Genomic DNA, 16,385 nt, shown 5'->3' on the forward strand with positions numbered 1-16,385 from the left:
ACTATCGGTAGATTAGTAGAAATTGACAAGAAAAATTATAGCCACCGCGAGCAAAATTCTGTAGATGGCAAACGGGTATAATCCATATTTTTTTAGTATATATATTGACGGTTTCATGACCAATAGGGATGTGATAAATGCAATCAATGTGCCTTTGATAATACAACCAATAGGCATTGTGCTGACTGGATTCACACTGGAAAATAATAACCTATATGTTGCGGCCAGGGCTATGGTTGCAGCGCCGAGCAGAAAACTGAATTCTATGGATATCGATCGCGATAGATTTGATAAATAGCCACCGACGATGGTGGTCATGGATCTGCTAATTCCTGTGATCAGCGCAAAACACTGGCATAGGCCAATAAAAAATGCCTTCCTGTAGGTGATCGCATTAAAACTGCTTATTTTTTCCGATTTTTCATAAAATTTTTCGGCAAACAACATTACCAGTGATCCAGTGGCCAAAGCTGTAGCCAGGCATGGCAGAGTACAGAATTTTTCGAGTAAGTCATTGACCATCAAGCCAACAATAACGCATGGAATCAGCCCTAGTATGAGTTTTAGTAACAGGGCTAGGCCTTCTTTATTGAAGAAAAAAATTCCGGATAGGATGATTTTGATCCTGCTAGAGCACATCAACAGCATGGCCATCATCGAGCCCAGCTGAATGATGGTGCCAAATCCATGGACTTGGTTTTCCTGGTTTGGTTTTGCATCATGGTCTCGCTCAAGGTGTTTTGGTCTAACAATCTGCTCGAATATAACCATATGTGCCGTGGATGATATGGGAAGAAATTCAGTGGCTCCCTGTATTATTCCGAGCGTCGTTGCATAGTTGTCTAGAAATCTATCATTGGCATCGGCGGCTGATAACGGCCTGACGGCCATGAGCATAATTATAACATTAAGCGTTTGCAGGGCAAATCGTTTCATTGGATATCAATGGAAAAAAATGCCAGAGCATTCCTGGTGGTTACAGCACACACTTCCTGTTCCGTGGTACCCAAAATGGTTGCGCAAAATTTTGCGATTTCCCGTAGATAGGCCGGTTCATTTTGCTTACCCTGGAAAGGTGCCGGTGGAAGAAATGGACAGTCTGTTTCAATCATCAGTTTGTCAAGTCCTTGTGCTATAACAGATTCACGCACATTGTCCGCTTTTTTATAGGTTACCGTACCGGTGATCGAACCAACACCGCCGCGCTGGTTTAGTTTTTTTATTTCTGCCGGGCCTTCGGAAAAACAATGAAACACAACCCTGTGCCAATCAACGCCACTTTTTTCAATGATGTCGACCGAATCAGCAAACGCTGCTCGGGCATGTATAATAACCGGAAGCCCTTGGGTTTTCGCTATTAATAGTTGCTGTTCCAGTACTAATTTTTGTAGTTTTATCGTTGCATCCACATCGTCGGTTCGCTCGGATATTTTGAAATAATCCAGGCCGATTTCTCCTATCGCCACAGGCTTTTTTTTATTATTCGAAAGATAGCGATACATCACTTCCAACGAAGATTCAAAGTTGTTGTTAACATTGGTTGGATGGATTCCAACGGTATAGTCAATGTTATTGTATCTGGAGGAAAGTTCTGCATGTACTTGCCAATCAGATTCTTCTGTTCCACATGTCACCAGATGGGTCACTTCGGCATTACTGGCCCGCTGGAGTATGTTATCGATGATATTTTTCTGACAAAATCCATCCAGATGGCAATGTGTGTCGATGAGATTCATTTAACCTAAAAGTCCTTTCAATATATCATCTATTTTTTGTGGATTTGCTTTACCTTTTGACTCTTTCATAACCAAGCCCTTGAGTGCATTTATCGCCGTTAATTTACCATTTCTATATTCATTCACTGGCTTCGGATTGGCCTGAACGACACCCTGACACAAGTCGTATAACTTACCATCATCGAAAGAGTTAGTCAATCCTTTATCGATTATTATATTGCTGGCATCCTGGCCGGTATTAAACATCTCAATCAGCACTTCCTTGGCCGCCTGCTTGGATATGGTTCCATCATCTATGAGCTTCACCAGATTGGCCAGCATGCTGGGGGAAATTTTGCATTCGTTGATCGACATGGTGCCGGAATGGGCTGCCGCTGAAAGTTCCCTAAGTATGTCATTTACAATAAGGTTGGCTATAGCACTAGGATTATTATGTACCCGGACCGTGGCTTCGAAGTAATCACATAATTCCTGGTGCGGATATAAAACCGACGTTAGGCTATAGGGTAATTTGTATTCATCGAAAAATCTTTCCTGTTTGCGAAATGGAAGTTCAGGAATTTCAGATCTTATCTGTTCTATGAATTCTTTTTCTAATTTAATCGGAAGGAGATCTGGATCTGGAAAGTATCTGTAATCATCGACGGTTTCCTTGGATCTCATCGAGTAGGAAATTGACTCATTTGCGTTCCATTTTCTTGTTTCCTGTTTCACCGTTCCGCCGGATTCCAGTAGATGTTTTTGCCTCTGAATCTCGTATTCTAAGCCATTACGTACCCCGGAAATTGAATTGAGATTTTTCAGTTCAACCTTGGTTCCTAGTGATTTGGATCCAGCCGGTCGTAGGCTGACATTTGCATCACAACGTAGCTGTCCTTTTTCCATATCGCAGTCGGAAATACCTGCGTAGGTCAGATGCATTTTCATCGAAGTTAGATAGGCAAAGGCTTCCTCGGCCGTCGACATACATGGTTCTGAGACTATTTCCATCAGTGGCACACCGGCTCGATTAAAATCTATTCGACTGTGGGTAGCCTCATGGGTTAGTTTTCCCACGTCTTCCTCCAGCTGGATGCGATTCAATGCTATCTTTTTATGCTGGCCCATCAGGTTTCTAGATGGCCCCGGCAGTTCTATTTCAACGAAACCGCCGGAACAAATCGGATTGTCATATTGGGAAATTTGATAATTTTTCGGGTTATCTGGATAGAAATAGTTCTTTCTGTCCCATTTACATAGATCAGGAACTTTGCATTCGAATATCAGGCCGGCCTTGACCGTCTTTTTGATTGCTTCAAGGTTTATTACCGGCAGCGAACCGGGTAGGCCGAGTACTATCTCATCGGTTAGCGTATTTGAGGCTGCTCCGTACTTGTATTTAGATGGCGAAAACAGTTTTGTCCTGGTGTTTACTTGTACATGGACCTCAAGTCCGATTACAACTTCGTATTCCATAGATATTCTTGTCCGGTATGAAAGTTTTTTGAAAAAAATTGCCAAGAAAATTACCTAACATTCTTACTTTGACGTCTTTTGGCTATCATTTTGGCTCTTTTGTATTGGGCTCGAAAGTGGTTTGTGATGTTCGACTGCTGCTTTGCCGCTTCCAGTGGATCTTTGTTTTTAGCCAGGGCAACGATGTCCGTTTTAGCTGTTTCATAGTCATAGTCATCCAAATTAGACATGGTTTCTAGAGCCAGTTCGGCTGCTTCATAATTACCTTCCTTCCTGGCGGTTATAATAGCATGCCAGGCCGAAGATAGTTCTTCACTGGCGTCTAAAAATGCCATTTTGAACAGGTAGGACAGGGAGGCAAATACCGGTTTTGTCCAATTTTCTCTATAGATAAAATCTTCGGTTGTTTCGTAGGGATTTACGGAAATATCGTTATGGTATTGTGAATACTCATCGGAATATACGGTTTTCAATATTGGTGTTCGGCAAAGCGGTGCGCAAACCGGGCCACCCGGGGTCCCTATCTTAAATCCGGTAAGCTTTTGGCCAGGCAATGATAGTATATACTCTATGAAGGCTTCGGCGAGTTCTCTATGTTTTGTGCCTCGAAACATGGATATTGGGTCCGGTGATGGAGAACACCCACCTTTGGGAAGTACAAAACAAAACCTATCACTTTTGGAACGTTCCTGTAGGGTGGTTCGTTGGGAACGGCCATAGAAGTCCGTGGCTATGCCTATGGGGCAGTCTCCCGAGGCTACGTCAACGACGGTTTTGGATGATGAATCTGTAAAATATCTACCATTGGCGACAATTTTTTGAATTAGCTTCAGTCCACGCATCCAACCTTCGGAGATTGCGTAGGATTCCATTTTTTCTGTAATTTCATTGGAATTCGATTTGTTCAGTTCCTCTTTTAGGACCATTTGCATTTGCTGCTGAATAAGCATTTCATAGGACTTCAACGTGGAGCTGCTTTTAGTTGGATCGACAATGGCTATACCTCTAAAATACTTTGGATCAGCTAGATCCATCCAGCTGGTTGGCTTTGTGTCAACTTTTAGGTCTTTGATGGCGTCGGCATTGTATATTATACCAAAACTGGTGAGATTGGTCCCAACCCAATAACCTTCACTGTCCCAGAGTCTTTCACCGGCAAAAAATTCTGGTATTGTGTCGTCGGTAAACAGATCTGGCCTTCTATGGATAATGTTGGATGGCACAGAAAAGCCTTTGGCTGCCTGAATCTTATGGTCATATACACCGCCACCGAATAGTAGATCTATCTCGCAGCCCACATTGGAGGCGAGGAAAGCCTCCATAACTTCGGCCTCAATGGAAGTTGCCGTTGCTGGATTTATTTGATCTAGCCGGATGAATGCACTTCGAATTTTCTGGGACCATCGTTTGTTCAAAGTGTTTTCCCAGTAGAATCTGAAATTGTTTATAAACATGGAATCGATATATCTGATTATATCGCGACCACCACCCGGGTGTCGCCAATCCACTGTCACATTTTGGCCAGTTTTTTCCTTGTACCATTTGGAGAATCCATTGCCATATTCCCGGCGTAGGGTTTCGTTATGTGCAGTAATTATAACCACCACGTTGGCGTCGTTTATGGGGATAATCTGCTCGGTACCTTTGAAGGCAAATGGCATCCAAATAACTAGAATTATAATGAGTAAAATTGAGAGCCTTTTTGTCATGTCAGTTGCCCAAAATTACTACATCCTCGGGAATGGCGTAGGCATACATGCCGTATTTATCTATCTGGCCCAGGTGGCATGGATTTAATTCTGAAATCTTCAGCTCCACATCATTTTTTTCAAACTTGTAATGGGCCACCTCACCAAAGTAGGTAGAGCTGCCGATCATACCCTCTATGCAGTTTTCATCGGCTGGGAAGTTGCACAGTTTCAGACTTTCTGGCCTGATGGATATTCTGACTTTTTCACCTGGCTTTACACCAAGACTGGATTCGCATAGCATGCCACGAAAATTACCAACCTTGGTCCTGACAAAAGCTTCATTGGCACCGATTCTTATCACCACACCGTCTATCAGGTTTGTTTCACCTATGAATCCGGCAACAAAGCAGTTGTTTGGCCGTTTATACAATTCAATTGGTGTGCCAATTTGCTCAATTTTTCCCCGGGAGAAAACAGCAACCCTGTCGGCTATCGACAGGGCTTCTTTTTGATCATGGGTTACATAGATGGTGGTTAGATTGTTTTCTTTGCAAATTTTTCTTATTTCGACCCGCATGTCGTTGCGCAGTTTGGCATCCAAATTCGACAGCGGTTCGTCAAGAAGTAGACACTTTGGCCTGACCACTAATGCTCTAGCAAGAGCAACCCGTTGCTGCTGTCCACCAGAGAGTTCGTTGGGTTTTCTTGTAGCATATTGTTCCATCTGGACATTTTCTAGTGCCTCGGTTACCAGCGAACAAATATGGGATTTTTTGAATTTTTTTTGCTCCAGACCAAAAGCGACGTTTTGATATACTGTCATGTGTGGCCAGAGCGCATAGTTTTGGAAAACCATACCTGCTTTTCTTTTGTGTGGTGGTAGACTTGTTATGTTTTTTTCACCAAAATGGATTGTTCCAGATTCTGGTATGTAAAACCCAGCTATGGTTCTCAGCAGGGTTGTTTTGCCACAACCACTTGGCCCAAGTAAAAAAAATAGTTCACCGGCATTCACATGAAGGCCGATGTCGTCTAGGACTACGACCTCACCGAATGACTTTGTGAGATTTTTAATTGTTATATCAATCATCAGCCACAATGATCTCTGACATTTATGTTAAGCATGTCAAAAATTTTTTACTGATTAATAAATTAAATAAAGCATCTTTAGGAAATTTCTTATTCTATTTACATTTATTGACAATGTGGCCAATCAGAGTAAAATTTACAACCAATGAGCGAAATTGATTCGATGTTAAAGGCCTTGGAAGGTCATCGAGATATTATTCATCTAGACAGGGAGCTGGGGATTGTTCAGTTTGCCGTGGATGGTAACATGTTTCAGATTGAAAGCATACCGGAGCTTGGTTGTCTGTCAATGAGCTCGGTGTTGAGTGGCATAGATATAGAGGATGAGAATTTGACAGCGGTACTGTTTGGCCTCATGACATTGAATTTGTATAACTATCAAACCTTCGGGCTGGGCCTTGGATTGGATGCCACAAGGATGAATGTGGTAGCATTTAAAAATATCTATGAAAATGATATGAAGTATAGCAATTTGGCCAATATTACCGAGGATTTTATCAAAAAGTTTCTGGCCCTCAGGAACCTATTTGAGTCAGAATTTCATGACACATTTGTCAAAAAATTTTTATAATATTTATCATGGGTATAGATAGGATAGGGAGTCATGACAATAGCAATTTGTTGTCAAATATCAAAGATAGCCATTCCATCGGGAAAAATACGCCGGCTGACTCAAAAATAAGTATCAGTAAAAATAAAAACCCAGCTACCATTTCAGAAAATACTTCCAGTAAGGATTTGATATTCAGTGAATTGAAAAGAAGACTGGCCATCTCGAAAGCAGGCTATATCCCTGTTACTGTCAAAGAAAGACAGATTGCCGGTGGGGTAGCCAAAAACGATGGGTTAGGTACGGTTAATGACTGTCCAAAATGGAAAACATCGCTCAGCAAAGATTTAAATTTTTCCAAAAGCAGCAATTTAACAAGGTTACTAAGCGTACTAGTTGGTTGGGGTGATGCTTTATTTAAAATTATTGCCCATATATTGCCGCCAATTAACCTTATATCAAAGCTTATTACCGGTGAAAATGTTCATCTGTCCCAGTCGGTGGTTCCGGGGCTAAAAGAACTGAATTCTTGTGAGGTGATCAATTCGCAAAAAGAAATCGCTCTTTCCGATGTGCAATCAGAAAAAAGGCAGGAAATTCAGTTTGCTTCCATGGTTTTATCGGCATTAAAAGATGATATCAATAAAAACAGGTTTGGTGAAATAGGGAAAGATCGAGCAGTGTTGATAGGAGGTACTGCTACGCTTGATTCATTACCGAAAGAGGTTAGGGAGAAAACTGCTCTACTTATGTCCAAACTAGGCGAAGGTGGGTTTGAAATTTGCGACGATGGAGTAATTCGCCAAAAAGATCGTGATGATGGCAACCATGGTCCATTTGAAGCCATGTTGGCCTATGATAATGAAACAAAAAATGTGTTTTTAGCTTTTAGAGGAACCTCCGGTGGTGAAAGAATTGAAACCGTATTATCTGATGCCATGCAGCATTTCGGTCTGACGGATAATCTATACAAAAGCGCTATTTTGTTAACGGATATGGCGAAACAGTGTTTTGGTGATAAAAATTTAATAATTTCTGGCCATTCGCTTGGTGGTGGTATGGCCCAATTGGCTGCTGCGGTTTCCGGGTTGCCAGGGATAGTTGTAAACCCGGCACCTGTCAATAAGACTCTTTGGGCAAGAACTCGCCTGACCAACGATGATTTGAGAAATGCTAGCCAAAGGATATTTCAGCTAAGCGTTAAAAATGATGTGCTCAGCGATGTGGCATTTTCAAATAGTCCTGAGTCAAAAGTTGCCCAGATCGGTACGAAGGTTGTCATCGACTATTCCAATGAGGAAGATAGGAAGAATGCGTTTATAAACCATGCGTCCAGCACGGCCTTTGATTGTTTGCAAGAAAACATCAAAGAATTGGAAGCAGCCTGATTGGCCAGGGAGATCATGCTTGTAAATGCGTGATTCTTGTTTATCTGCTTTTATAATATGATATGGCTTTATCGTCTGCTATTTTTGCCAATTGCACTATTGATGTTGCCAAAATATTTGCTAAAAATCTGGAAACGTGGTGGCTATGCCAAGGACTTTATCTATCGCTTTGGAATTTTTGGTAGACTGCCAGAGAAAACAAAGAGAAGGCTATGGATACAGGCGGTTAGTGTCGGAGAAGTTAATTCCATAGATGGACTTCTGAAATTGCTGCTGAAAAAGTATGAGGTGGTAATTACCACGACCACGAGTACGGCCTATGATTTAGTTCGGAAGAAGTATTCAAACTTGGCCCTGTTCTGTGGATTGTTCCCGTTGGATTTTTATCCTTGCAGCCGCAGGGCCTGGGCAAATATAGATCCGGATGCGGTATTGATGGTTGATGGTGAGGCTTGGCCAGAACATATGCAGCAGGCAAAAATCAGGAACGTTCCATTGTTTTTCATCAACACAAGAATCTCGGAAAAATCACTAGGCAGATACAGGAAATTTCCCAAAATAGCCAAGTTTATATTTTCTTTGCCGACCCATATAATTGCCATTTCTGACGAATATGCTTCGATATTTTCGGAATTTGGTGCAAAAAATGTTGTGGTTTCAGGCAACATGAAATTCGATTTGTCAGTCCAGTCACTGTCGAAGGATGATAGGGTCAGTCTTCTGGAGGAACTTGGGTTAGCCGGCGAGCGTCTGATAATTCTAGGTTCATCCACCTGGCCAGGAGAAGAAAAGATGTTGATATACAGCATCCTAGAGATGAAATCCCGGGGCCATAAAGTTGCCCTGCTGTTGGTACCAAGACATGCCGAGCGGCGTAGAGAAATCATTGGCCTTCTGGAAAAAAGCGGATTGGTTTGGCACCAGAGGTCACTGGGTGCCGCCAGGCATCCCGTTGAGGTTTGCCTGGTTGACACCACCGGTGAACTGGCTACATTAACCCAATTGGCTGATATCGCATTCATAGGGAAAAGCCTAGGGGACAATGTCGGTGGCCAATCACCGATTGATGTGGCAGCCTTTGGACTACCCATGGTCTATGGCAATCATATGGACAATTTTTCCGAGCTGTGTTCATCGTTGGAAAAGGAAAAGGCCAGCATACGGGTTTCGGATTTTGATGATGCCAGCAGAGAAATAATAAATCTGGTTGAAGATGAGGCCAGAAGGAAAGAGCTGTCTAATCGTCTAAGATCTTGGCATAAAAGGAATTGTGGTGCAACAGTGTTTACCTACCTATACCTGGATAGTTATATTTCTTAACCATGGCAGAAATATTTGCATTTATTTTTTTAATTCACAGTGAATAGACCATGCAGGTGCCACTGTTAGATCTAAAGCAGCAGAATTTTGCCATTTATGACGAATTGAAGGAGGGTGTTGACAAGGTTTTTCGCTCGGGTCAGTTTATTCTAGGATCCGAAGCCGAGGAGTTTGAGAAAAATTTTGCCAAGCAGGTGGGAGTGAAGCATTGCATCGGCATATCCTCGGGGACCGATGCCCTGTTGTTGGCAATGATGGTATTGAAAATTGGTCCAGGAGATGAGGTTATAAGTCCAGCCTATAGCTTTTTTGCCACGGCCAGCTGCGCAGCTAGGCTAGGTGCCAGGGTGGTTTGGTGCGATGTTTCGGCCGACGATTTCAACATTGATGTGAACAAAATCGAGGGACTGATTTCGGAAAAAACCCGAGCGATAATTCCTGTGCATTTGTTTGGTCAGGCCGCTGTCATGGATGCTATACTGGATATTTGCCGCCCAAGGGATATACATGTTATTGAGGATTGTGCCCAGGCCACTGGGGCCAGATTTAATGATAAGCAGGTTGGGCAGTTTGGTACCTTTGGATGTTATAGTTTTTTTCCTAGTAAAAACATCGGTGGGTTTGGCGATGCCGGGATGCTTGTCACCGATGATGATGAGCTTGCGGCCAGGGCCAGGATATTGCGTAGTCATGGCATGACCCGGCAGTATCATCACGATTACCTTGGTGGAAATTTTAGGATCGATGCACTGCAAGCTGCCCTGCTAAATGTCAAGTTACCATACCTGGACAATTACATAGAAAACAGAAGAAGGAACGCTTCCTACTACTCTAATGCTTTGGCTGAGATCGACGGCGTAGGATTTGATGAATCCTGCGTTATGGTTTTGCCAAGGGAAAGAAAGGGAAATTTTCATACATTTAACCAATATACCCTGCGGGTGAAAGGTGCCAGAAGAGATGAGTTGAAGCGGTTTTTAGATGAAAAAGCCATTGGCAGCCAGATATACTACCCTATTCCGTTACCAGATCAGAAATGTTTTGCGACTAATTCCCGGGGCCGCGAAACCATAACAGTGTCAAGACAACTTGCGCTGGAAGCACTTAGTATTCCAATATTCCCAGAGCTATCCAACGATCAGATGGATTATGTGATTGATTCTATAGCAGAGTATTTAAAAAAGTAGCAAGATTAATAATATACTTATGGATAAGCTGTTAAATGACATCTCCCGGCTAAAGATATTTGTGTTGGGCGATATTATGCTGGATCGATATATTTTTGGCGATGTGTTCAGGATTTCGCCCGAGGCGCCGGTACCGGTGGTCAGCGTGCAAAGTGAAAAGTACATGTTGGGCGCAGCAGCCAATGTGGCGTTGAATCTGAAGGTACTAGGTGTCGATGTGCAGCTATGTGGTGTCCTAGGAAACGACAGCTATGGAAGTAAGTTAGAAGACATTTTGCGTTGGTCGGGAATCAAAATTGATCGAAATTTCTGCGTCAGAGAGTCCGTGTCGACCATAGTTAAAACCAGGATTTTGGTACGACATCAGCAGCTATGCCGATTGGATGTGGAGCAGGACAAAATTTCCTATACTTTTTCGTTAAAAGATGTTAAGGATTTGCTCAGAGCTAAAATAGAAACCAGTGACGGTGTCCTGATATCCGACTATGCCAAGGGCGTTGTTTCATCGGAACTTGTCAACTATGTGGAAAATGTGGCCCATTCCCTTGGAGTGTTTGTGGCGATGGATCCAAAGCCAAGGAATCGCATTTTTTATAAAAACATGGATCTGATGACTCCGAATAAAAGCGAATCTATGAGGTTGGCCGGGTTCGATGAGGAGGCCGAAGCTGATGATTTCAATCCCGAGGTTGTTTGTAGGAATATTTTTGAAAAATTTTCTCCAAAAAATCTTGTTATAACCCTTGGAAGCGAAGGTATGTTATTGTGTCATAATGGCGAAGTAATAGACAGCATTCCTACCTATGCCAGCGAAGTGTTTGATGTATCCGGAGCCGGTGATACATCCATTGCCTGTCTAACCGCAGCCATCATCGCCGGGGCTGACCTGCGAGCTGCGGCTCATTTTGCGAATATCGCTGCCGGAATCGTTGTAAAAAAACTTGGCACATCCCAGGCTACGGCTGACGAAATTTTAAACTATCGCGGATAATTTTTGTCGTATTAGTTAGAAAATTTTTTAGCCATGGTAGGCAGTTATGATTATTCAGCCAAAAGTGCGAGGATTTGTATGTACAACAACCCATCCGGTTGGGTGTGAGGTTAGTGTAAAGGAACAGGTTGCTTATTTAAAATCCAGGCCAAAAATCACCAATGGCCCAAAAAATGTGCTAGTTATAGGGGCATCAACTGGCTATGGTTTAGCAAGTCGGATGGTTGCCAGTGCCAGCTGCGGGGCCAACAGCGTTGGTGTGTTTTTTGAAAGGCCAGAAGAGGATGGAAGGCTTGGGTCACCAGGCTTTTACAATGCATTAGCCCTGGATAAAATCTCCACGGCTCTAGGTTTGGTTTCGGAGAGTCTTAATGGCGATGCATTTTCCGAAGAGACCAAGAATGCAACCATTAATCTTATAAGAAAAAAGCTTGGACAGGTGGATTGTGTTGTCTATAGCCTGGCTTCACCGAGAAGGGTCGATCCTGTGACCGGAGAGGTTTACAAATCAGTGTTGAAGCCAATAGGTGAGCATTTTTCCAGTAAAACAATCAACACCGACAAAGCCACAATTTGCACCGTGGATTTGGATCCGGCCAGTGATAAAGAAATCTTCGATACGGTGAAAGTCATGGGTGGAGAAGATTGGGCTAGGTGGATAAATATATTGTTGTCCGCCAAGGTATTAGCCGACGGAGTAAAGACCATCGCCTATTCCTATATTGGGCCAGAGATGACCTGGCCAATCTATGCCAAAGGTACCATAGGCAGGGCTAAGGAGCACCTGGATGAGACAAGGAAGCAATTGGGCGGACTGTTGGCAAAACTGGGAGGCAATGCCTATGTTTCTGTCAATAAAGCAGTTGTAACTCAGGCCAGTGCTGCGATTCCGGTGGTCCCTCTATATATATCTATTTTGATGAGGGTTATGAAAGAAAATGGTATATGGGAAGATTGTCTGGATCAGATGTATAGATTGTTTTCATCCAGGTTATATCTAGCGGACAAATTGCAATTGGATGACCGGGGAAGAATAAGGCTCGACGATTTGGAGATGAGAGCCGATGTGCAAGCCCGGGTCATGGATCTGTTTTCTAAAATAACCACCGAAACCATTGATGAATTGTCAGATTTTGCTGGCTATCGTAGGGAATTTTTAAAATTATTTGGATTTGGTGTCAAGGGTGTTGACTATAATTCCTAGTTGCGATGGATTCTGCAAAAATACGTAGTGAGTTTCTTGATTTTTTTTCGTCCCATGGACATAAAATTTTACCATCTGCGTCGTTGTTACCGGAGTCTCCAAACCTTCTATTTACGAACGCCGGTATGAACCAATTTGTGCCATATTTTTTAGGTAGCCAGGAGCCCATCGACAGAAGGGTTGCCGATGTTCAGACCTGTATCCGGGCCGGCGGAAAACACAATGATCTGGACGATGTTGGTTTTGATACCTATCATCATACTTTTTTCGAGATGCTCGGTAACTGGTCTTTTGGTGATTATTTTAAAAAGGAGGCTATAGAGCTGGCCTGGGAGCTTCTAACAAAAGTTTGGAAGTTTCCCAAAAATAGGCTCTACGCTACGGTTTATCACCCAAACGATGGTGAGCCGGCGGAATTTGACCAGGAGTCCTTTGACATATGGTCGGAGATATTTGCTTCAGAACAGCTTGATCCAGAAGTACATATAAAAAAATGTTCCCGAAAGGATAATTTTTGGATGATGGGTGACACCGGTCCCTGTGGCCCTTGTTCCGAGATCCACATGGATCTGACTGAAAGCGGCGATACGAATGGAAATATTGTCAATGCTGGATCGTGTATGTGTTTGGAGATCTGGAACTTGGTATTCATCCAATATAATGCCAATTCGGACGGTTCTTTTAAAAAACTTGCCCAGAAGCACGTGGATACCGGTATGGGGCTGGAACGGGTCGTTGGAATAATGGCCACTACGAATAATTTTAGTGATTTTTCGAGGCAGCCGTCCAATTATGACAGCGATTTGTTTAGCTATATATTTGCCGAGCTGGAGCGCTTGTCCGGATTGAAATATGCCGGAACTATCTCGGTTTCAAGGTCTTTTATGTCAGATACTGAGAAAGTCGACTTCTATTTTAGAGCCATCGCTGACCATATTCGTACCCTGACATTCGGCATTGCTGATGGAATTTTGCCTGGCAACGAAGGGAGGAATTATGTGCTGAGGAGGATTCTCAGGAGGGCAGTGCTTTTTGGTAAAAAAATGGGATTACCAAGCGGTTTTTTTGCAAAATTATCCGAAGTGGTAATCGAAAAAATGGGAAAAATATTTGGACAACTCATTGATAATAAAGCTGTTATATATGATACATTGGTGAGGGAAGAGATCTCGTTTGATCGGACCCTCGGCCGCGGCATCAGGGTGCTGGAGAAGATTTGTAGCAGCAATAAAAGTGGGATGATTTCCGGTGAGGATGTGTTTTTATTGTATGATACCTATGGTTTCCCCATTGATTTGACTAAACTGATGGCCGAGGAGAGAGGGCTTGGAATAGATATGGAAGCTGCTGAGCAGGAAATGGATAGGCAGCGCCAACGGGCACGGTCATCGCAAAAAAAAGTATCCCTAGCCGTTGCCTCGGTTGATAAGGAAAAGATATCTTTCGTAGGCTATTCCTTGGATAAAAATAAAAAATTTTTTGCCGAAGTTGTTGGCATAGTTGATGACAAAACTGGCAATTTCGTGATTTTAGACAGCACTCCGTTTTTCGCTGAAATGGGTGGCGAGGTTGGCGACACGGGTAGCCTATGCCTGGATGGTAGGTCGATCGAAGTTTTGGCTACGATTAGGAATGAATCGAATCTTGTTCTGCACAGGTTGCCAAAAAATGTTGGCCTAAAGCTTGGAGATAGGGTTGAATGTGTTGTTGATATGGAAAGAAGGAAAAGCATCCAGCGAAACCATACGGCCACGCACCTGTTGCATTTTGCTCTGAGGGATGTGCTTGGTGATCATGTAAAGCAGGCTGGTTCTTTGGTAGACAGCACAAAATTAAGATTTGATTTCAACCATTTTTCTCCGCTTTCGGATGAGCAAATACACGACATTGAATATATTGTAACTCGTTGCATATTAGAGAATTTGCCCGTGAAGTGCGAGACCATGCCATTTGCCGAAAAACCGGATAACTGTATAGCATTTTTTGGTGAAAAATATGGTAAAATCGTAAGAGTTGTGACCATCGGTTGCATTTCCTGCGAGTTGTGTGGTGGTTGTCATGCAGCCAGTACCGGCGAAATAGGGTTTTTTAAGATCCTGTCCGAGAGTGCCATATCCGCTGGTGTCCGAAGAATTGAGGCCGTTTCAGGATTTGCTGCGTTTTCATTTGTGGAAAAAGTCATCGGAGATTTGAAAAATATTTCAAAAAAACTGTCCTGTTCAATTGATAAGGTCTTTGAAAATTTCACCCATATGATCGAGCATAGTGCCTGCATGGAAAGTCAGTTGAAGATGTTGAAAAATAGTAAAAATGAGGCTGTGGCTAATGCCCTTGTTAACAATTGTTCGCTGAAAAACGATCTTAAGTTTATTCTAGATGTCATTGATGTAGAAAATATTGCTGATCTTAAATCCATTGCTTTATTGCTGTCCAAAAAATTGTCAGATGGCTTTTGGTTTGTGCTTTGCGGTAAAATGCCTGATAGGTCTGGTGCTGTTTTAATTTCGTGCTCTAGGAAAGCTCTGGCGAACGGGATAAAAGCTAACCTTATGCTTAAAAAATTGTCAGAAAAAATCGATATCAAAGGCGGTGGCAATGAAGAACTGGCCATGGGTGGCGTAAAACAAAGCAGCCTGTTTAGCGAAAGGTTAGAAACACTGAAGAATCTCTAGTTCTATGGCGTCACAACGTAAACGTCCGGAATCAGTTAGTGCCAGGGTTGTTTCGTTGACCTGGGCATAGTTTTCATCCACCAGTCGACGGAATAAATCTTCTAAGCTGGCGTTGCTGTGATCGCCAAACTTGGCTGTTAGGCTAAGTAGATCAACGCCTTGGTTCATTCGCAGGCCAAAGAGCAAGCTATCTATGAACAGGTCACGTGAACATAATTTGGTATCATCGGCCAAGGTTGCTATGCCAGAATCAAGACCGGCCATCCATTGCTGCAGTGACGGAATATTTGTATATCTCCGGAATCTGTACTGGGAACTAGCTGATGGTCCCAGGCCAAGCCATTCACCCATTTTCCAGGTATTTATATTATGAAGGGATTCCTGGCCTGGCCGGCAAAAATTTGAAATCTCGTATTGCTGGAATCCATTGGCTCTTAATATGTCGCAGGTCTCTATATAAAATTCCGCTTCCTTGTCCTCATCCGTAGGAATACTAGGGTCATTTTCCTGGGTCATGCAATAGGTGGATAGATGTTCAGGAGCTAGACAAATGGCTTGGTTAAGATCATCGACCCAAGATCTGAGCGTCTGGTGGATTGGCGAAAAAATCAGGTCCATATTGATATTGGAAAAACCTTGGTCTCGAAGCCTATAATAGGCACCCAGTTGATTGGATTGTCTACGACCAAATAGTCCGAGGGTGTGATCGTTAAAGCTTTGTATGCCAAGTGAGATACGTGTGATACCAATTTCTTTTAATGCGGCTAATCTGTCGATTTTTACCGTAGATGGTGCCATTTCAAACGTCCACTCGACGGGAAGTTGGTGACACTTTTTTTCGATGGCCTGGCCAATGGTTACAATATGCTCTGGAGTTAAAACCCCCGGTGTGCCACCACCGAAATATATGGTTGTAAAAGCTCGGCTATCTTCGATGTTTTGTAATTCCCTTTGCAGATATTCCACGTATCTATCAACGGAAAATTTCGATATAGATTCTTGGTAAAACGCACAATAGGCACATTTTGTTGGACAAAACGGTACGTGAACGTACAGTCCGAGTGGGTTATCTGTGTAAGGTTTTGCTTGCAGATTCATTTTT

13 protein-coding genes are annotated in these 16,385 nt (G+C 42.9%); 7 read left to right on the forward strand and 6 right to left on the reverse strand.

What is annotated here, in order from left to right:
* Positions 1-12: 12 nt before the first annotated feature.
* From LBB20_03605 to LBB20_03625, 5 genes are read right to left on the reverse strand one after another with little or no spacing between them, the layout of a single operon-like run.
* Positions 13-936, reverse strand: coding sequence for an undecaprenyl-diphosphate phosphatase (locus LBB20_03605; GenBank protein MDR2735885.1), 924 nt, complete (start codon positions 934-936; stop codon positions 13-15).
* Positions 933-1,736 carry a TatD family hydrolase gene (locus tag LBB20_03610; protein ID MDR2735886.1) on the reverse strand — a complete coding sequence of 268 codons (804 nt, stop codon included), beginning with the start codon at positions 1,734-1,736 and terminating at the stop codon, positions 933-935. The genes LBB20_03605 and LBB20_03610 overlap by 4 nt, the downstream gene beginning before the upstream one ends.
* The gene (gene gatB, locus LBB20_03615; GenBank protein MDR2735887.1) at positions 1,737-3,191 is read right to left on the reverse strand and encodes an Asp-tRNA(Asn)/Glu-tRNA(Gln) amidotransferase subunit GatB; all 1,455 of its coding nucleotides are present in this window, start codon (positions 3,189-3,191) and stop codon (positions 1,737-1,739) included. It lies immediately after the preceding gene.
* Positions 3,192-3,241: 50 nt separating this feature from the next.
* Positions 3,242-4,900, reverse strand: coding sequence for an extracellular solute-binding protein (locus LBB20_03620; GenBank protein ID MDR2735888.1), 1,659 nt, complete (start codon positions 4,898-4,900; stop codon positions 3,242-3,244).
* A gap of 1 nt (position 4,901) precedes the next feature.
* Positions 4,902-5,972: an ABC transporter ATP-binding protein gene (locus LBB20_03625; GenBank protein MDR2735889.1), complete on the reverse strand. Its 1,071-nt coding sequence runs from the start codon at positions 5,970-5,972 to the stop codon at positions 4,902-4,904.
* Positions 5,973-6,116: 144 nt separating this feature from the next.
* On the opposite strand from LBB20_03625, the gene LBB20_03630 reads away from it, so the two are divergent.
* From LBB20_03630 to alaS, 7 genes are all read left to right on the forward strand, one after another.
* The gene (locus tag LBB20_03630) at positions 6,117-6,542 is read left to right on the forward strand and encodes a type III secretion system chaperone (protein MDR2735890.1); all 426 of its coding nucleotides are present in this window, start codon (positions 6,117-6,119) and stop codon (positions 6,540-6,542) included.
* An 8-nt stretch (positions 6,543-6,550) separates the two neighbouring features.
* Positions 6,551-7,909, forward strand: a complete 1,359-nt coding sequence (locus tag LBB20_03635) for a hypothetical protein (protein MDR2735891.1) — start codon at positions 6,551-6,553, stop codon at positions 7,907-7,909.
* A gap of 102 nt (positions 7,910-8,011) precedes the next feature.
* A complete protein-coding gene (locus LBB20_03640; GenBank protein MDR2735892.1) occupies positions 8,012-9,229 on the forward strand; it encodes a hypothetical protein in 1,218 nt (405 codons plus the stop codon).
* Between the two features lie 50 nt (positions 9,230-9,279).
* A complete protein-coding gene (locus LBB20_03645) occupies positions 9,280-10,416 on the forward strand; it encodes a DegT/DnrJ/EryC1/StrS family aminotransferase (protein ID MDR2735893.1) in 1,137 nt (378 codons plus the stop codon).
* Positions 10,417-10,435: 19 nt separating this feature from the next.
* The gene (locus tag LBB20_03650; protein MDR2735894.1) at positions 10,436-11,407 is read left to right on the forward strand and encodes a PfkB family carbohydrate kinase; all 972 of its coding nucleotides are present in this window, start codon (positions 10,436-10,438) and stop codon (positions 11,405-11,407) included.
* 46 nt (positions 11,408-11,453) lie between these two features.
* The gene (locus tag LBB20_03655) at positions 11,454-12,611 is read left to right on the forward strand and encodes a trans-2-enoyl-CoA reductase family protein (GenBank protein ID MDR2735895.1); all 1,158 of its coding nucleotides are present in this window, start codon (positions 11,454-11,456) and stop codon (positions 12,609-12,611) included.
* Positions 12,612-12,616: 5 nt separating this feature from the next.
* On the forward strand, positions 12,617-15,283 hold the full coding sequence (gene alaS / locus LBB20_03660; protein ID MDR2735896.1) for an alanine--tRNA ligase: 2,667 nt from the start codon (positions 12,617-12,619) through the stop codon (positions 15,281-15,283).
* Here alaS and hemW read toward each other — a convergent pair.
* Positions 15,260-16,381, reverse strand: a complete 1,122-nt coding sequence (hemW, locus tag LBB20_03665; GenBank protein MDR2735897.1) for a radical SAM family heme chaperone HemW — start codon at positions 16,379-16,381, stop codon at positions 15,260-15,262. The two genes, alaS and hemW, sit on opposite strands and share 24 nt — an antisense overlap.
* Positions 16,382-16,385: the final 4 nt, after the last annotated feature.

The sequence above is a fragment of the Puniceicoccales bacterium genome (assembly GCA_031283585.1).
Taxonomy (GTDB): Bacteria; Verrucomicrobiota; Verrucomicrobiia; order Opitutales; family LL51; genus JAIRTH01.

Excerpts from the sequence above, each read along its gene's own strand:
- LBB20_03620 (MDR2735888.1), bottom strand. The coding sequence starts at position 4,900 with ATGACAAAAAGGCTCTCAATTTTACTCATTATAATTCTAGTTATTTGG.
- LBB20_03655 (MDR2735895.1), top strand. The coding sequence starts at position 11,454 with ATGATTATTCAGCCAAAAGTGCGAGGATTTGTATGTACAACAACCCAT.
- LBB20_03650 (MDR2735894.1), top strand. The coding sequence starts at position 10,436 with ATGGATAAGCTGTTAAATGACATCTCCCGGCTAAAGATATTTGTGTTG.
- LBB20_03630 (MDR2735890.1), top strand. The coding sequence starts at position 6,117 with ATGAGCGAAATTGATTCGATGTTAAAGGCCTTGGAAGGTCATCGAGAT.
- LBB20_03625 (MDR2735889.1), bottom strand. The coding sequence starts at position 5,972 with ATGATTGATATAACAATTAAAAATCTCACAAAGTCATTCGGTGAGGTC.
- hemW (MDR2735897.1), bottom strand. The coding sequence starts at position 16,381 with ATGAATCTGCAAGCAAAACCTTACACAGATAACCCACTCGGACTGTAC.
- LBB20_03635 (MDR2735891.1), top strand. The coding sequence starts at position 6,551 with ATGGGTATAGATAGGATAGGGAGTCATGACAATAGCAATTTGTTGTCA.
- LBB20_03610 (MDR2735886.1), bottom strand. The coding sequence starts at position 1,736 with ATGAATCTCATCGACACACATTGCCATCTGGATGGATTTTGTCAGAAA.
- LBB20_03640 (MDR2735892.1), top strand. The coding sequence starts at position 8,012 with ATGTTGCCAAAATATTTGCTAAAAATCTGGAAACGTGGTGGCTATGCC.
- LBB20_03605 (MDR2735885.1), bottom strand. The coding sequence starts at position 936 with ATGAAACGATTTGCCCTGCAAACGCTTAATGTTATAATTATGCTCATG.
- alaS (MDR2735896.1), top strand. The coding sequence starts at position 12,617 with ATGGATTCTGCAAAAATACGTAGTGAGTTTCTTGATTTTTTTTCGTCC.
- LBB20_03645 (MDR2735893.1), top strand. The coding sequence starts at position 9,280 with ATGCAGGTGCCACTGTTAGATCTAAAGCAGCAGAATTTTGCCATTTAT.
- gatB (MDR2735887.1), bottom strand. The coding sequence starts at position 3,191 with ATGGAATACGAAGTTGTAATCGGACTTGAGGTCCATGTACAAGTAAAC.